This window comes from Shinella sp. OV683 (genome assembly GCF_057787725.1).
In genome coordinates this window covers 3,579,779-3,594,165 of record NZ_CM173543.1, presented here as the reverse complement: position 1 = coordinate 3,594,165, position 14,387 = coordinate 3,579,779, and the positions used below count along the sequence as shown (strand labels likewise).

The 14,387-nt window shown below is 58.7% G+C and carries 14 protein-coding genes; all 14 read left to right on the top strand.

The genetic code is table 11. From position 1 onward, the window contains the following. The first annotated feature begins 362 nt into the window (after nucleotides 1-362). The 14 genes from ACXHRN_RS17385 to ACXHRN_RS17320 all read left to right on the top strand — a co-directional run bounded on the left by ACXHRN_RS17385 (nucleotide 363) and on the right by ACXHRN_RS17320 (nucleotide 14,328). Nucleotides 363-1,073, top strand: a complete 711-nt coding sequence (locus ACXHRN_RS17385; RefSeq protein WP_488637567.1) for a GntR family transcriptional regulator — start codon at nucleotides 363-365, stop codon at nucleotides 1,071-1,073. Next, nucleotides 1,070-1,981 (top strand): dihydrodipicolinate synthase family protein, encoded by a 912-nt coding sequence (locus ACXHRN_RS17380; RefSeq protein ID WP_488637566.1) that lies wholly within the window; start codon nucleotides 1,070-1,072, stop codon nucleotides 1,979-1,981. The genes ACXHRN_RS17385 and ACXHRN_RS17380 overlap by 4 nt, the downstream gene beginning before the upstream one ends. Beyond that, nucleotides 1,974-3,491: an aldehyde dehydrogenase gene (locus ACXHRN_RS17375; protein WP_488637565.1), complete on the top strand. Its 1,518-nt coding sequence runs from the start codon at nucleotides 1,974-1,976 to the stop codon at nucleotides 3,489-3,491. Before ACXHRN_RS17380 ends, ACXHRN_RS17375 begins: the two co-directional genes overlap by 8 nt. Further along, complete coding sequence (locus tag ACXHRN_RS17370) at nucleotides 3,488-4,834, top strand: NAD(P)/FAD-dependent oxidoreductase (RefSeq protein ID WP_488637564.1); 1,347 nt, start codon at nucleotides 3,488-3,490, stop codon at nucleotides 4,832-4,834. Before ACXHRN_RS17375 ends, ACXHRN_RS17370 begins: the two co-directional genes overlap by 4 nt. Nucleotides 4,835-4,912: 78 nt before the next feature. Further along, on the top strand, nucleotides 4,913-5,764 hold the full coding sequence (locus tag ACXHRN_RS17365) for a glycine betaine ABC transporter substrate-binding protein (protein ID WP_488637563.1): 852 nt from the start codon (nucleotides 4,913-4,915) through the stop codon (nucleotides 5,762-5,764). Between the two features lie 91 nt (nucleotides 5,765-5,855). Next, nucleotides 5,856-6,959, top strand: a complete 1,104-nt coding sequence (locus ACXHRN_RS17360; protein ID WP_488637562.1) for a quaternary amine ABC transporter ATP-binding protein — start codon at nucleotides 5,856-5,858, stop codon at nucleotides 6,957-6,959. A 10-nt stretch (nucleotides 6,960-6,969) separates the two neighbouring features. After that, nucleotides 6,970-7,815, top strand: coding sequence for an ABC transporter permease (locus ACXHRN_RS17355; RefSeq protein ID WP_488637561.1), 846 nt, complete (start codon nucleotides 6,970-6,972; stop codon nucleotides 7,813-7,815). Beyond that, nucleotides 7,815-8,663, top strand: a complete 849-nt coding sequence (locus tag ACXHRN_RS17350; protein WP_488641930.1) for an ABC transporter permease — start codon at nucleotides 7,815-7,817, stop codon at nucleotides 8,661-8,663. The genes ACXHRN_RS17355 and ACXHRN_RS17350 overlap by 1 nt, the downstream gene beginning before the upstream one ends. Nucleotides 8,664-8,690: 27 nt before the next feature. Continuing rightward, on the top strand, nucleotides 8,691-9,689 hold the full coding sequence (locus ACXHRN_RS17345; RefSeq protein ID WP_488637560.1) for a 4-hydroxyproline epimerase: 999 nt from the start codon (nucleotides 8,691-8,693) through the stop codon (nucleotides 9,687-9,689). Beyond that, entirely contained in the window at nucleotides 9,649-10,485 is an 837-nt protein-coding gene (locus tag ACXHRN_RS17340) for a pyrroline-5-carboxylate reductase family protein (protein WP_488637559.1), read from the top strand. Before ACXHRN_RS17345 ends, ACXHRN_RS17340 begins: the two co-directional genes overlap by 41 nt. Before the next feature lie 15 nt (nucleotides 10,486-10,500). Beyond that, nucleotides 10,501-11,502: a GlxA family transcriptional regulator gene (locus ACXHRN_RS17335; protein WP_488637558.1), complete on the top strand. Its 1,002-nt coding sequence runs from the start codon at nucleotides 10,501-10,503 to the stop codon at nucleotides 11,500-11,502. Nucleotides 11,503-11,835: 333 nt separating this feature from the next. Next, nucleotides 11,836-12,063, top strand: a complete 228-nt coding sequence (locus ACXHRN_RS17330) for a hypothetical protein (protein ID WP_488637557.1) — start codon at nucleotides 11,836-11,838, stop codon at nucleotides 12,061-12,063. Nucleotides 12,064-12,304: 241 nt separating this feature from the next. Continuing rightward, nucleotides 12,305-13,285: a cyclic di-GMP phosphodiesterase gene (locus tag ACXHRN_RS17325; protein ID WP_488637556.1), complete on the top strand. Its 981-nt coding sequence runs from the start codon at nucleotides 12,305-12,307 to the stop codon at nucleotides 13,283-13,285. A gap of 278 nt (nucleotides 13,286-13,563) precedes the next feature. Then, complete coding sequence (locus tag ACXHRN_RS17320) at nucleotides 13,564-14,328, top strand: transporter (protein WP_488641929.1); 765 nt, start codon at nucleotides 13,564-13,566, stop codon at nucleotides 14,326-14,328. Nucleotides 14,329-14,387: the final 59 nt, after the last annotated feature.

Below are 14,387 nucleotides of genomic sequence, written 5' to 3'. Positions count from 1 at the left end.
ATCCGGTGCTCTGTACTCGCTACTTCGGCTTGTCGGAGGTCTGCGTCTCCAGGATGTCAACGAGGTATTGCATTCTATTGGTATACAACATTTGCACCGAGAAAATACCGCGTTTCGAATGCTTTAGCGTCCGGCTTCCCCAATAGCAATGCATCAGCTTCGACGACTTGAAACCAAACCGGGCAACGCTTGTGCGTGGCCTGTTAGCCGTTTCGTTCGTCGATATTGTATCCTGTGGGTGCAATATTTGTGTACATAGAAAATACAATCCTGTTGACTCGCTATAAATCTCGTGCAAATTTTGCGTCCATCAGCCGATGCGCTGGCTGCCGGCGGACGAAATTCAGCTTCGGAGACGTGGGATGAAGGGTGGCAAGAGCGATCTTTACGACGATCTCAAGCGTCAAATCCTGACGATGGAACTCGACCCCGACGAAGACCTCGACGAGGTGACGCTCAGCGAGAAATATGGTCTGTCGCGGACACCGGTTCGGGAAGTTTTTCGGCGCCTTGAGGGCGAAGGCTACGTCGATATTCGAGCCAACCGCGGCGCACGCGTCATCCCGATGAACCATTCGACGCTTCGACATTTCTTCCTGGTTGCACCGATGATCTACGCGGCGATCGGACGGCTGGCTGTGCAGAACTTCAAGCCGAAGCAGCTTGTAGACCTTCAGGAAGCGCAAGTGCGGTTCCGCAGCGCGAGTGTCTCGCAAGATGCACTTTCCATGACGCTGGAAAACAACCGCTTTCATGAAATCATCGGCGAAATGTCGGGCAATGCCTACCTACAGCCGAGCCTTGGCCGATTGCTGATCGACCATGCACGCATCGGCCACACATTCTTTCGACCCCGCAATGAAGACATGCACAAACGGCTTCAAATGGCTGTCGAGCACCATGACGGCTTCATCGCGGCGATCGGAGCGCGCGACGAGGACGCGGTTGTCGATCTGGTGTTCGAACACTGGGAATTGTCGCGCGAGAACATGGAAATGTTCATCGCCCCCCAAGCACTCAAGGCGGACGCATTGGTCATGACGCCGACGCAATCGATGGAGCAATCATCATGAAATTCGAAGGCATTTACACTCCGGCGATCACGCCGCTCGGCCCGGACGGGCAAATTGACCGTGAAGGATTTGCGGCCGTCCTGGAGTCGCTGATCGAAGCCGGGGTACATGGCATCATCGTCGGCGGTTCGACGGGCGAATACTATGCCCAGAGCGCGCAGGAACGCTACGAGCTGGCAGCCTATGCCAAGAAAGTAATTGGCAGTCGCATTGCCCTGATCATCGGCACGGGTGCAACCAGAACCGAAGACTCTGTCGCCTACGCCAGGCACGCCAAGGAAATTGGAGCGGACGCCATTCTGGTCTCGTCGCCGCCTTACGCGCTGCCGACCGAGAAGGAAAACGCTGTTCATGCCTTGACGATCGACCGCGCTGCCAACCTGCCGATCATGCTCTACAATTATCCTGCTCGTATGGGTGTCACGATGCGGGAAGACTATTTCTCCCGCGTTGGCAAGTCTAGGAACGTCGTGGCGATCAAGGAAAGCTCCGGCGAGATGGCCAATGTCCATCTGCTGGCCCGCAAGTTTCCACACATCGGCCTGTCCTGCGGTTGGGACGACCAGGCGTTGGAGTTCTTTGCCTGGGGTGCCAAGAGCTGGGTCTGCGCCGGCTCCAACTTCCTGCCGCGTGAGCATGTCGCACTCTATGAAGCTTGTGTGCTCGAAAAGAATTTCGACAAGGGTCGCGCGATCATGACCGCGATGCTGCCGCTGATGGACTTCCTCGAATGTGGAAAGTTCGTCCAGTCGATCAAGCACGGCTGCGAGATCATCGGCCTGAAAACCGGATCGGTGCGTGCACCGCTGCGCCCTCTCAATTCCGAAGAGAAGCGAACCCTCCAGACTGTTGTCGCCAATGTGAAGCGCACGGTCGCCCAGATCACGTCGGGAGCCAACCATGCATGAACCTTTGACCGCGGCCGAATACAAGGCCATCGCCGCCAACCTGCAGCTGCCCACAAATGCCTTTATCGACGGCTCCTTCAGCCCCGCCAAGTCCGGCAAGACGTTCACGTCGGTCAATCCGGCAACGGGTGAAGCGCTGGCCGAGATCGCAGCCTGCGACGCATCCGACGTCGACTTCGCGGTCGCCAAGGCAAAGGACGCCTTCAGCGACGGTCGCTGGCATCTGCAGTCGCCTGGCGACCGTAAGAGCGTGCTGCTCAAGTTTGCCAAGCTGCTGGAAGATAACCGGCACGAATTGGCCGTGATGGAAAGCCTCGACAGCGGCAAGCCTGTGCGCGAATGCCAGACCGTGGATGTGCCCGACACCATCCACACCCTTCGTTGGCACGCCGAAGCCATCGACAAGCTTTACGACAACACGAATCCGGTTGGGCCGAACGCCCTGGCAATGGTGGTCCGTGAGCCGATCGGTGTGGTCGGCTGCGTCCTGCCCTGGAATTTTCCGTTGCTGATGCTTGCCTGGAAGATTGGCCCGGCGCTTGCCGCAGGTTGCTCCGTGGTCGTCAAGCCCGCGCAGGAAACGACGCTGACGACGCTGCGCGTTGCCGAGCTTGCCCGTGAGGCAGGCATCCCGGCTGGGGTGTTCAATGTCGTGACCGGAAGCGGCAAGGAGGTCGGCGAGCCGATCGGCATGCATATGGACGTCGACATGGTCGCGTTTACGGGATCGACGCCGACGGGCAGACGCTTCCTGCACTATGCAGCAGACTCCAACCTCAAAAAGGTCGTGCTTGAATGCGGCGGCAAGAACCCCGCCGTCGTCCTCGAAGATGCGGAAGACCTCGATCTTGTCGCCGAGCAGGTCGTCAACGGCGCGTTCTGGAACATGGGTGAAAACTGCAGCGCATCGTCGCGGCTCATCGTTCACGCCAGCATCAAGGACGAACTGCTCAAGCGCATTGGTGCCTATATGCGAGACTGGAAAACGGGCGACCCGCTCGATCCCGAAAACCGCATCGGCGCCCTGGTCAGCAAGACCCATTTCGACAAGGTCAACTCGTTCCTCGCCGACGTGAAGAAGGAAAAGCTGTCGATTGCCCACGGTGGGGAGACGCATGACGGCATTTTCATCGAACCGACCGTTGTCGATGGCGTCACATCGTCCAGTCGTCTTTTCAAAGAGGAGATTTTCGGACCGATCCTGTCGGTGACGACGTTCGAGACCCTGGCGCAGGCCGTGGCCCTGGCGAACGACACCAACTATGGCCTGACGGCGTCCGTCTACACGGGAAGCCTGCGCAACGCCATCAGGGTGTCGCGCGAAATCCGTGCTGGTCTGGTCACCGTCAACTGCTTCGGCGAAGGCGACGCGACCACTCCCTTTGGCGGCTACAAGGAGTCCGGTTTCGGAGGACGCGACAAGTCGATCTTCGCCCACGACAACTATTGCGAACTCAAGACGATCTGGATCGATGTCTCCGATCGTTCCGTGGACGAGACGGTGCGATGAACGCGACGGTTGTCAGACGGTTGCCGGTCGAGAATGGCAGGTCGGGATGGGAAGCGATAAGCGATCGCACCTTCCCGGTGCGCTGCCTCGACGACAATGTCACGGCTGACTGGCTGATAGTCGGTGCGGGCTTTGCCGGGCTCTCCGCGGCGCGTCGCCTGCATCAGCTTCGGCCCGACGACAAGATCGTGTTGCTCGACGCCAGCGAAGTCGGCAAAGGCACGTCGGGCCGCAATTCCGGCTTCATGATCGACGTGCCGCACAATCTGGCATCAAGCGAATATTCCAGCGGCAGTGCCAGCGCCACCCAGCTGGAGATGGCCCAGAACCGTTCAGCGATCGCATTCGCGGCGGAAGCTGCGGCCGAATATGGAATGTCGAAGGAGACTTTCGACCGCTCGGGAAAGACCAACGCCGCTGCAACGGAACGCGGGTTGGACCTCAACAACGCCTTCGGCCAATCTTTGAGGGGCGCGGGCGAGCCACATACATTCCTTGACGCGGCGCAAATGCGTGACCTCACGGGATCGGATTACTATCTCGGCGGGCTCTACACACCGGGCGCGGCGCTGATCCAGCCGGCGGACTACATTCGTGGTCTAGCCTCAGGGCTCGCGCCGAAGGTGGACATTTTCGAGCGTTCGCCCGTCATATCGCTGAAGCGCGAGAACGGGACCTGGACTGCGGTCTCGCCTCGCGGAACGGTCACTGCGCCCAAAGTCATCCTCGGCGTCAACGGTCACATCGACGACTTCGGTCACTTCCGCGGCAGGTTGATGCACATCTTTGCCTATGCCTCGATGACGGCTCCTGTTGCGGCCGACGACGTTGGGTCAAGGTTCTCGGGGCAGGACAGATGGGCGTTGCTCCCGGCCGACGCAATGGGCGCAACGATACGCAAGATCACGTCGAACGGTCAGTCGCGCATCGTCATCCGCACAAAATACACCTACGAGACGACGCTCAAGACGACCGAAAAGCGCATGGCCAAGATGGCCGATGAGCATAGAAGCTCGCTCAATGTACGCTTTCCCGGTCTCAAGAACATCCCGTTCGAGTTCAGCTGGTCCGGGCGGCTGTGCCTCAGCCGCAACCATGTGCCGGCCTTTGGCGAAGTCGATGAGGGCCTTTACTCGGCATGCTGCGAAAACGGCCTCGGCACAGTGAAGAGCACGTTGGCGGGCTTGATGGCCGCTGAGCTGGCGACCGAAACCCGGTCGCAACAACTTGATCAATTCATGGATCATCCGAAGCCGAGCAGGCTTCCGCCGGAGCCCTTTGCGTGGCTCGGCGTCAACGCGGTGATCAAATGGCAGGAATTGCGTGCAGGCCGCGAGGGATGAACCTTCGCCGCGCAATCACGAGGTCTAGGCGCACCGCCAGACCTTCGTGAAAGGGAACGAAAACTAGGAGCAAAAGAAATGAAGACGTTGTGGAAAGCGCTCTGCGCCGCCGCCATGGTTGGAATGACCATGATCTCCGCGCATGCGGAAGAAAAGACCATCACCATCGGCACCATGTCGTGGGAAGACCTGACGCCGATCACCGGCATCACCAAGAAGGTGCTGGAAGACTCCGGCTACACGGTGAAAGTCGTGCCGTTCTCCGAATGGGGCATCGCCTATGCCGCACTGACCAAGGGCGACATCCAGATGCTGGCCTCGCAGACCGACTACGTGGCGCAGGACTACTGGGACAAGAACAAGAAGAAGCTCGAGAAGATTTCTCCGGTCTCTCACGGCCTGTACCAGGCAATCGCCGTGCCGAAATACGTCACCATCAATTCGATGGATGAGCTCAATGCCAATGCCGATAAGTTCGGCGGCAAGATCATCGGCATCGAGCCGGGCTCCGGCCTGATGCGCGATGCTGGCAACGCCGTCAAGGCTTATGACCTCAAGCTTCAGCTTCTCGAAGGCAGCACCGCCGCCATGACGGCTGCCCTCAAGTCGGCCATCGACCGCAAAGAATGGATCGCCGTGACGGTGTGGGAACCTTCGTGGATGATGCAGAAATACGATGTGAAGTTCCTGACCGATCCGAAGGCCATATTCGCGCCGGCACAGAGCTACTACTGGATCGGCAAGAAGGGCTTTTCGGCCGAGAACCCCCATGCCCGTGAAGTCATCGCCAGTGTCTACGTGCCGCTCGCTGACATCACTTCCATCAATGGTGAAGTCAAGGACGGCAAGACCATGGACGAGGCCGTCAACGCTTGGACCGACAGCCACGCCGATCTCCTGAAGCGTTGGGAAAACATCAAGAGCGAATAACTTTCGACCCGCCGGGCGGCTGTCGAAAGCATTCGCCCGGCTCCACACTTCAACGACGAGAAAGCCAGAAAACTGGTTTGCGGGGAACGCAATGAACACAGCCATTCATGATGCCAGCGATATCCTGATCGACTGCCAGTCTGTCTGGAAAATCTTCGGCGCACGATCGAATGCTGCCGTGAAGGCGGTGAAGGAACGGGGCCTGTCAAAGAAGCAGGTTCTCAACGACTTCAATTGCGTGGTCGGCGTGTCGGAAGCGAGCCTTCAGGTCCGCCGCGGCGAGATTTTCTGTATCATGGGACTGTCCGGCAGCGGCAAGTCGACCCTGATACGCCTGCTCAACAGGCTGATCGAACCAAGCCTTGGCAAGATCATCGTCAAGGGCAAGGACATCTCGGCGTTGAATGCAGCCCAGCTGCGAGACATTCGCGCACGCAATATCGGCATGGTGTTCCAGAGTGTCGCGCTTCTGCCGAACCGCACGGTGCTGGAAAATGCCGCCTTCGGATTGGAAGTTCGCGGCGTGGCCAAGGAGGAGCGCTTCGCAACCGCTCGAGCGGCACTCGACAAGGTCGGGCTCTCCGATTGGACCGCGCGATATCCATCCGAATTGTCCGGCGGCATGCAGCAGCGCGTCGGTCTGGCGCGCGCCATTGCCGCCGATCCGGAGATCATTCTTATGGACGAACCGTTCAGCGCGCTCGACCCTTTGATCCGCCGCCAGCTGCAGGACGAGTTCCGGCAACTGACCAAATCGCTCGGAAAGTCTGCCGTCTTCATCACCCACGATCTTGAGGAAGCCATCCGCATCGGCGACCGCATCGCCATCATGAAAGACGGCGTCATCGTCCAAGTGGGCAATGCCGAGGAGATCGTCACCAAGCCTGCGGACGACTATGTCGCCGAGTTCGTGGCGGGCATTTCCAGACTCCATCTCGTCAAGGCGCACACGGTGATGCAGCCGGTCGCCGCCTATCTGGCGACAGAAGGTCATCGCGACGTCGATACTCTGCTGCGTACCACGCCCGAGGCCGACATCAGCGCGCTCATCGATTTGACCATGCAGTCCGAACATGACGCCGTTGCGGTGGTCGACGATGGCAAAGTCGTTGGTATCGTTACCACCCGTGGGCTGCTGCAGGGTGTCGCCGGGATGCCCGTCGCCTCACAGGCAGCCGCGACGGTTGCGGCATAGGAGGATCGACATGGATACCTCTGTTATCACAGACACGTTCGACGAAAAGACGGACGATGCGCTGAGCTGGATCGGCGACAACGGCGCATGGTTGTTCGACTCTATCAGGGCGATACTCGAGGGCACTTACGACGGCGTCCTCTGGCTCGTACAGCTGCCGCCATTCTATGTCGTCGCGATCATTGGCGCATTTATGGGTTGGCGCTTGATCAATATCGCCGCCGGGCTGCTGGTCGGCGTGGGCTTGATCGCCTGCGCGCTCATGGGACTTTGGTCCGAGACAATGAGCACGTTGGCTCTGGTCATCACGGCGACGATGATGGCCCTGGTCGTAGGCATTCCGATCGGCGTCGTGGCCGGTTTCGTGAAGACGTTCGACAAAATCCTCCAGCCCGTCCTAGACCTGATCCAGACGCTGCCGCCCTATATCTACCTTCTTCCCGCAATTGCGCTGATGGGCTACGGACCTGCGACCGCATTGATGGCGACCTTCATCGTCGCCATGCCCCCGGCCATCCGATTGACGTCTCTCGGTATCCGCCGGACGCCGAACGAGTTCATCGAACTCGGCCAGGCCAGCGGCCTGACGCCGTGGCAGATGTTTACGAAAATCAGACTGCCGTTTGCAATTCCCAGTGTCATGGCCGGGATCAACCAGAGCCTGATGATGGCCTTCGGAATGGTGGTCATCGCCGGCATCGTCGGTTCCGGTGGCCTCGGTGAGACCATCTATGGCGCTGTCCGTACCCTCGATATCGCCACATCGATCAACGCGGCCATCGCCATCGTCATTCTGACAATGGTGCTCGATCGTCTGACACAAAGCGCAGCCCGTCGCGCCAATGGAGGCAAATGATGGATCTCTCCACTATTCGGTTCTCGCCGGGCGCTTACCTTGCTCCGGTCGTCGATTGGCTCAACACCAATTTCCACCCGTTCTTCGACATTATCACCAAGATCGTTGAAGCTGTCCTTGGCGGCATCGAATCCGCGCTGCTCTTTCCGCCATTCTACGTCATCATCGCCATTGTCGTCGGCCTCGCGGCCGCGTTTGTGAACGTTCGGGTGGCAATCACCAGTGCTGTCGCCTTGGCATTCTGCTTCCTGGCGGGCCTCTGGGAAGCGTCTATGCAGACGCTGGCTCTGGTTACGGTCGCAGTCTTTGTCGCTGTCCTGATCGGGTTTCCCCTCGGTGTCCTGGCGTCCCGGCACAAAAAGCTCGAGGCTGCCATCCGTCCGGTGCTCGACGTCATGCAGACGGTGCCGCCGTGGGTCTATTTGATCCCGGCGGTGATGGTGTTCAGCCTGGGGCGCGTGCCTGCGATCATCGCCACGATCGTTTACGGCGTGCCGCCGATGCTGCGGCTGACAACGCTTGCCTTCAACCAGGTCCCGAGGGACCTTCTCGAACTCGGACAAGCCACGGGCGCTTCGCCGCGCTCCATCCTGCTCAAGATTGAAATACCCTCGGCGACCCCGACACTGCTCGTGGGATTGAACCAGTGCATCCTGCTTTCGCTCGCCATCGTCGTGCTTGCAGGCCTGGTTGGAGCTGGCGGTTTGGGGGCCGAGGTCACGCGTGGCTTGACCCGAATGGAAATGGGTTTGGGCTTGCGCGCGGGGCTGGCGATCGTTGCGGTAGCGATATTGCTCGACAGGCTTTCGCGTGGTGCGCTTCAGGGCCGGACACCCGGTCGCCTTTGATTTGCCGGGAATACCGAAAGGACCACCATGCGGCGTAGCTTCTTTTGCATCGATTCCCACACATGCGGCAATCCTGTCAGACTGGTTGCTGGGGGAGGGCCTTTGCTGCCGCATCTGCCGATATCGGAGCGCCGGGACATATTCGTTCGTGACCACGATTGGGTGCGGCGGGCCCTGATGTTTGAACCTCGCGGCCATGACATCATGTCCGGTGCGATCATCTACCCGGCGTACCGACAGGACTGTGACTTTGCCGTTATCTTCATTGAAGTCAGCGGATGTCTCCCAATGTGCGGTGCTGGAACGATCGGTCTGGTGACGGCCGCTATCGAGGAAGGTCTTGTCACACCGCGTGTGCCCGGAAAGCTTTCGATCGAGACGCCTGCGGGAAAGGTGGACATTCAATACGACAAGCCGGACGAGTTCGTGGAATCTGTTCGCATATACAACGTGGCGAGCTATCTACACGCAGCAGACGTCGCCGTGAAGGTTCCCGGCATAGGCGAACTGATCGTCGATATCTCGTATGGTGGCAACTATTATGCCGTTGTCGAGCCGCAGGCCAATTGGCTGGGGCTCGACGGTTTATCCGCGAGTGATATCGTCGATCTGAGCCGGAAGCTGCGGGATGCGCTTGAGCCGATCTGCAATCCAATCCATCCGGGCGACGACAGGATTTCCGGCGTGCACCATGCGCTGTGGTGCGACAGCCCGACCAGCGATGGTGCCGATGGACGAGGGGCGGTTTTCTATGGCGACAAGGCCATCGATCGTTCACCGGGCGGCACGGGAACATCCGCTCGCATGGCCCAGCTACATGGCAAAGGCCGTTTGAAGGTTGGCGACGCCTTCCGTCAGGAAAGCTTGATCGGCACGGTGTTCGAGGGGCGCATCGAAGCGGAAACCGATATCGGACCGTTCAAAGGTATCAAGCCCAGCGTCGGCGGGTGGGCACGGATCATTGGCCACAACACGATCTTCGTGGATGATCGCGATCCGCTCGCGCATGGATTTCAGATCAAGTGAGGAGCAGGTCATGGGCGACATAGGTCGGGTAGGCATAATCGGCGGGGGTGGCTGGCTTGGGTCTGCGCTTGCAAAGGCAATGGTCAAATCTGGCACGGTCGCAGCCGACCGCCTGACTTGCTCGTTCAGGAGTGGAATGCCAGCCAATGACCTGGGATGTGCCTGGACACAGGACAACAAGGAACTGGTCGGGAATTCCGAAATCGTAATTCTGTGCGTGCGACCTGGCGACTGGACTTCCATTGATGTCGATGCTTCCGGAAAGCTCGTGATCTCGGTGATGGCCGGGGTGAGCGTTGAACATATCAAGAAACGATCAGGGAGCTCGCGCGTCGCCCGGGCGCTGCCAAATGCAGCAGCCGAGATCGGCTTTTCCTACACGCCATATTTCGTCGACTCTTCGGAGTCCGGCGACCAGGAGACTGTTGGCATCCTGTTTCGCAGTTGTGGAGTGGTCGATGCCGTGTTGCAGGAGGATCATATTGACTACTTCACAGCAATGTCCGGATCGGGTGCGGCGTTTCCGGCTCTGCTCGCCGAGGCAATGAGGAATGACGCGATCAGCCGAGGCGTTCCCGCCGACATCGCGTTGCGCGCTGCACAACAGGTCACTATCGGGGCCGGACGGCTGCAGGAACACTATCGAGCGCCGCCGGGCGAAACGGTTAAGTCATTCGTCGACTACAAGGGCACGACCGCCGCTGGAATCAACAAAATGCAGCAGGATGGGTTCGATGCCATCATCAGCGCGGGCCTCGATGCTGCGTATCAAAAAGCCCGTTCGCTATCGGATTAGCACCAGGAGGCAAGCATGAACGCCAGGACCCAAACAATGAAGGCCAAGCGGCTCAGGGTCGGATTCGTGCTCGCGCGATCGTTTACGCTGTCGGCATTCGCGATGTTCGTCGATACCCTTCGCCTGGCCAGTGACCATGCCGACAAGTCGGGTAGGCGCTTGGCAGACTGGCAGGTGATCGGCAACACCCGTCATCTGATCACGTCGAGTTGCGGCCTGCAAGTTGCGCCGACGTCCGATCTGGTCGATCCCACCGAATTCGACTACATCGTCGTGGTTGGAGGGCTCCTCAACTGCGAGTCTCCGGTCGACAACGCGACCGTGGCTTACCTCAAAAAGGCAGCAGCACGGAACGTTCCACTGATCGGCGTTTGCACGGGAACGTTTATCCTGGCGGAAGCGGGATTGATGACGGATCATGAGACCTGCGTCAGTTGGCTTCACTATGATGCGTTCAGGGAGCGCTTTCCGGATCACGAAGTCAGGGCGGACCGCATCTACAATCTCGATGCGAGCCGCGGATCGTGTGCTGGCGGAAGCAGCGCAGCCGACATCGCAGCATTCATCGTGCGACGTCACATTGGCAGGGACGCGGAGAGGAACGCATTGGAAGTTTTGCAGATCGAGCGGGCCCGCGCCGCATCGGAGATTCAGCCACGTCGACCCCTTTCCCTTGATTATGGCGACGCGACGCTCAGGGCGGCGATCATAGTGATGGAGCAAAATATCGAGAATGCGCTTTCGGTCACCGAGCTGGCCGAGGCGATAGGCGTGTCACGGCGACAGCTGGAGCGGCTGTTCCTGAAGAAGGCCAACAGTTCGCCTGGTGCCATCTATCGGCGCGTTCGCCTCGAGCGTGCCCGGCATCTCGTGTTGCAGACCAAGGCACCGCTGATCGAGATCGCCATCGAAGTGGGATTCGAGAATGCGTCGCATTTTGCACGGCTCTTCCGAAAAGCCTATGGCCATTCGCCCACCACGTTGCGGACGTCTGTGGCCAATGTCGTAGCGGCCTGAGCGGCTCAGGAGAGGTTCTGCAGATTTTGGGGCTCAATCGTAAAATTCTGCCGCATGAAGCACATGAACAGACGTGAAGCCGCGTATCGGGTAGGCGCCCCAGCCAAGCTATCCGAACATACACATCTGCGTGAGTTCGGCTGCGCGAGACAAGTCGTGCCAGTCACTCTCCGCTGGCCGCAAGATGAATCCGCTGGCTGATTGGATTCATCTACAGGCGCGATACCCCGCGACAAACATTTCTTCTTGGATTTCCTAAAATGTGATGTAATTATGAGTATAGAGCTGATTCGAGTTTGCTTAAGACTAAATGATTTAGTTGGCGGGGCTGACATGGATGAACAGCGGGATTTCGAGGCCTGGGCCTTGGCGCGAGCCCATAACATCATGCTGAACGAGGGTCTGCAACTGGCGATCGCAGCACAAAACCTCGACAAGCGGCGAACAAAACTGAATGTTTACCAGCTTAGGCAGGCGATCGCGGATTCTTTATTGGAAGTCGCCGTCGGACAGTTTTCAAAACGGCGCAATGACGTTTTTCCTCCCACAGTTGAAGCTTAGTTCGAAACAGGCCTTTTCATGGAACATGGCGTCTCGGGTCGCTAAAGCGGCGGACGCGCAGATTCGGATTGGCATTTGCATCTTCACTGGCTGATTTTATGAATATGGCCGCACTTTCTGTATTTCCTCCATGTATACACAGGGTTGTCGTTCTTTAACGTGTAGATAACCTATGGAATGTTAGCATTGCATAATGATATTGGCTGTCACGTCACCGGTAGGGCAATAAAACCGTGCAGATATGCTGAAACGTATAGACAAATCGCTGTTACGCTCTGGCATGTTCATTGAGGACCTCGAAGGTTCCTGGTCCGATAATCCGTTTTCCAGCCGGCGTTTCCTGCTGGAAGGCGCCGAGAACGTGGAAAAACTCAAGCGCAGCAATGTCAGCGGCATCATCATCAACACGTCAATGGGGCTCGATGTAGTCGATCCCGCCGCCGCCGCGCCGCGCCAGGCTGCGAAGAAGCCCCAGCAGCCTGCGTCGCCGTCTCTTTCGTTCGAAGAGCGACAAAAGATTGCCGCACAAGCCATCCTGCAATCGGAAGCCATCGTCGCGGGATTGTTCAAGGGTGTCCGCTCGGGCGGCGATATCAAGGTTGCGCAAGTTACGCCGGTCGTAAAACAGATTTCCGGCGTGATGCGGCGCGAGCCGCTGATCCTGCTCAACCTGACGCGGCTGAAGTCGAAGGATGAGACGACCTTCGTCCACTCGATTGCGGTCAGTGCTTTGATGGTGCAGTTCGCGCGCTATCTCAAGCTCGACGAAAAGATCGTTCAGGTGCTTGGGGTTGGTGGTCTTCTGCATGATGTCGGCAAGATGAAGATTCCCGATGATGTGCTGACCAAGGAGGGCCAGCTTACCGATGGCGAGTTCGAGTTGATCCGCAACCATCCGGAGCTGGGGCACGCCATCCTGTCGCTGCAGTCCGACATGCCGGAGATCGCGCTCGACGTCTGCCTTAATCATCATGAGCGGCTGGATGGCAAGGGCTATCCCAACGGCAAGGCCGCCGACCAGCTGAGCCTCTATGCGCGGATTTGCGCGATCTGCGATGTCTACGAGGCCATCACCTCCGTGCGCCCCTACAAACAGCCCTGGAAACACGCCGACGCCATCGCCTGGATGCTGGATCGGCAGGGTCATTTCGACAGGGCCCTGCTGCGGGAGTTTGTGTCCAGCCTGGAAATGACCGCAAGGAATCATGCCGAGGTGAAGTGAGGGGCGGGGAAGTTCGCGCCTTCGCGGCGACCTGAAACCCGCGGGTTCGGGACGAAAAAGAGCCTGCTTTCAGGAGGTTTTGCAATCCCCGTATGATCCAGGTCGTTGGACATTTGCTAGCGAATGTTACCGTAACGCGCTTCCCTAAATTAGAAAAATCATGTTCTCATGCCGGCCACTCAGCAAGCCGCGCAAAAGATGTAAATGCGCCGGAAAGATGAACATGGGGCATCACAATGGCCAGTCAGTTTAGAACCTATGTTTTGGGGCTTTCGGCGATGGTGCTTTCGGCATCATCGGCCGTCGCCCAGGAATCCAGCGCCGATCTCGCCAAGAAGCTTTCCAATCCGATCGCGTCGATGATCAGCGTGCCCTTCCAGTTCAATTACGATCATGGCTATGGACCCAGTGACGGTGACAAGACGGTTCTCAATATCCAGCCTGTCATTCCATTTGAGCTGAACGACGATTGGAATGTGATCTCTCGAACGATCGTTCCTGTGATCTGGCAGAATGACATTGCCGGCCCGTCCGGTACGCAGTTCGGGCTTGGCGATACCCTGCAGAGTTTCTTCTTCTCGCCGTCCAAGCCAACCGACAGCGGCATAATCTGGGGCGCAGGTCCGGCATTCCTGCTGCCAACCGGCACAGATGACCTTCTTGGCTCCGGCAAATGGGGCATCGGCCCGACAGCCGTCGCACTTAAGCAGGTGGGACCGTGGACTGTGGGCGGGCTTGCCAACCACATCTGGTCTGTCGCCGGTGACAGCGATCGCCCCGACGTCAGCTCGACCTTCCTGCAGCCTTTCGTATCCTACACGACGCCCGAGGCCTGGACCTTCGGCCTCAATACCGAATCGACCTATGACTGGAAGAACAAGGACTGGTCGGTGCCGCTGAACCTGACGGTCTCAAAGCTTGTCGTGGTCGACAAACAGCCGATCAGCCTCGGCGCCGGCGTCCGCTACTGGGTCACGTCGCCGGAGCAGGGCCCCAAGGGCGTGGGCTTCCGCGTGAACCTGACATTCCTGTTCCCGAAGTGAGCCGACCCTTCGCTTTTGGATCAAGGCGCGCGAGAGTGTGTCCCAAAGAAGAGCGAAAT

Excerpts from the sequence above, each read along its gene's own strand:
- ACXHRN_RS17360 (WP_488637562.1), top strand. The coding sequence starts at position 5,856 with ATGAACACAGCCATTCATGATGCCAGCGATATCCTGATCGACTGCCAG.
- ACXHRN_RS17385 (WP_488637567.1), top strand. The coding sequence starts at position 363 with ATGAAGGGTGGCAAGAGCGATCTTTACGACGATCTCAAGCGTCAAATC.
- ACXHRN_RS17340 (WP_488637559.1), top strand. The coding sequence starts at position 9,649 with ATGATCGCGATCCGCTCGCGCATGGATTTCAGATCAAGTGAGGAGCAG.
- ACXHRN_RS17335 (WP_488637558.1), top strand. The coding sequence starts at position 10,501 with ATGAACGCCAGGACCCAAACAATGAAGGCCAAGCGGCTCAGGGTCGGA.
- ACXHRN_RS17330 (WP_488637557.1), top strand. The coding sequence starts at position 11,836 with ATGGATGAACAGCGGGATTTCGAGGCCTGGGCCTTGGCGCGAGCCCAT.
- ACXHRN_RS17365 (WP_488637563.1), top strand. The coding sequence starts at position 4,913 with ATGAAGACGTTGTGGAAAGCGCTCTGCGCCGCCGCCATGGTTGGAATG.
- ACXHRN_RS17325 (WP_488637556.1), top strand. The coding sequence starts at position 12,305 with ATGCTGAAACGTATAGACAAATCGCTGTTACGCTCTGGCATGTTCATT.
- ACXHRN_RS17345 (WP_488637560.1), top strand. The coding sequence starts at position 8,691 with ATGCGGCGTAGCTTCTTTTGCATCGATTCCCACACATGCGGCAATCCT.
- ACXHRN_RS17370 (WP_488637564.1), top strand. The coding sequence starts at position 3,488 with ATGAACGCGACGGTTGTCAGACGGTTGCCGGTCGAGAATGGCAGGTCG.
- ACXHRN_RS17380 (WP_488637566.1), top strand. The coding sequence starts at position 1,070 with ATGAAATTCGAAGGCATTTACACTCCGGCGATCACGCCGCTCGGCCCG.
- ACXHRN_RS17375 (WP_488637565.1), top strand. The coding sequence starts at position 1,974 with ATGCATGAACCTTTGACCGCGGCCGAATACAAGGCCATCGCCGCCAAC.
- ACXHRN_RS17350 (WP_488641930.1), top strand. The coding sequence starts at position 7,815 with ATGGATCTCTCCACTATTCGGTTCTCGCCGGGCGCTTACCTTGCTCCG.
- ACXHRN_RS17355 (WP_488637561.1), top strand. The coding sequence starts at position 6,970 with ATGGATACCTCTGTTATCACAGACACGTTCGACGAAAAGACGGACGAT.
- ACXHRN_RS17320 (WP_488641929.1), top strand. The coding sequence starts at position 13,564 with ATGGTGCTTTCGGCATCATCGGCCGTCGCCCAGGAATCCAGCGCCGAT.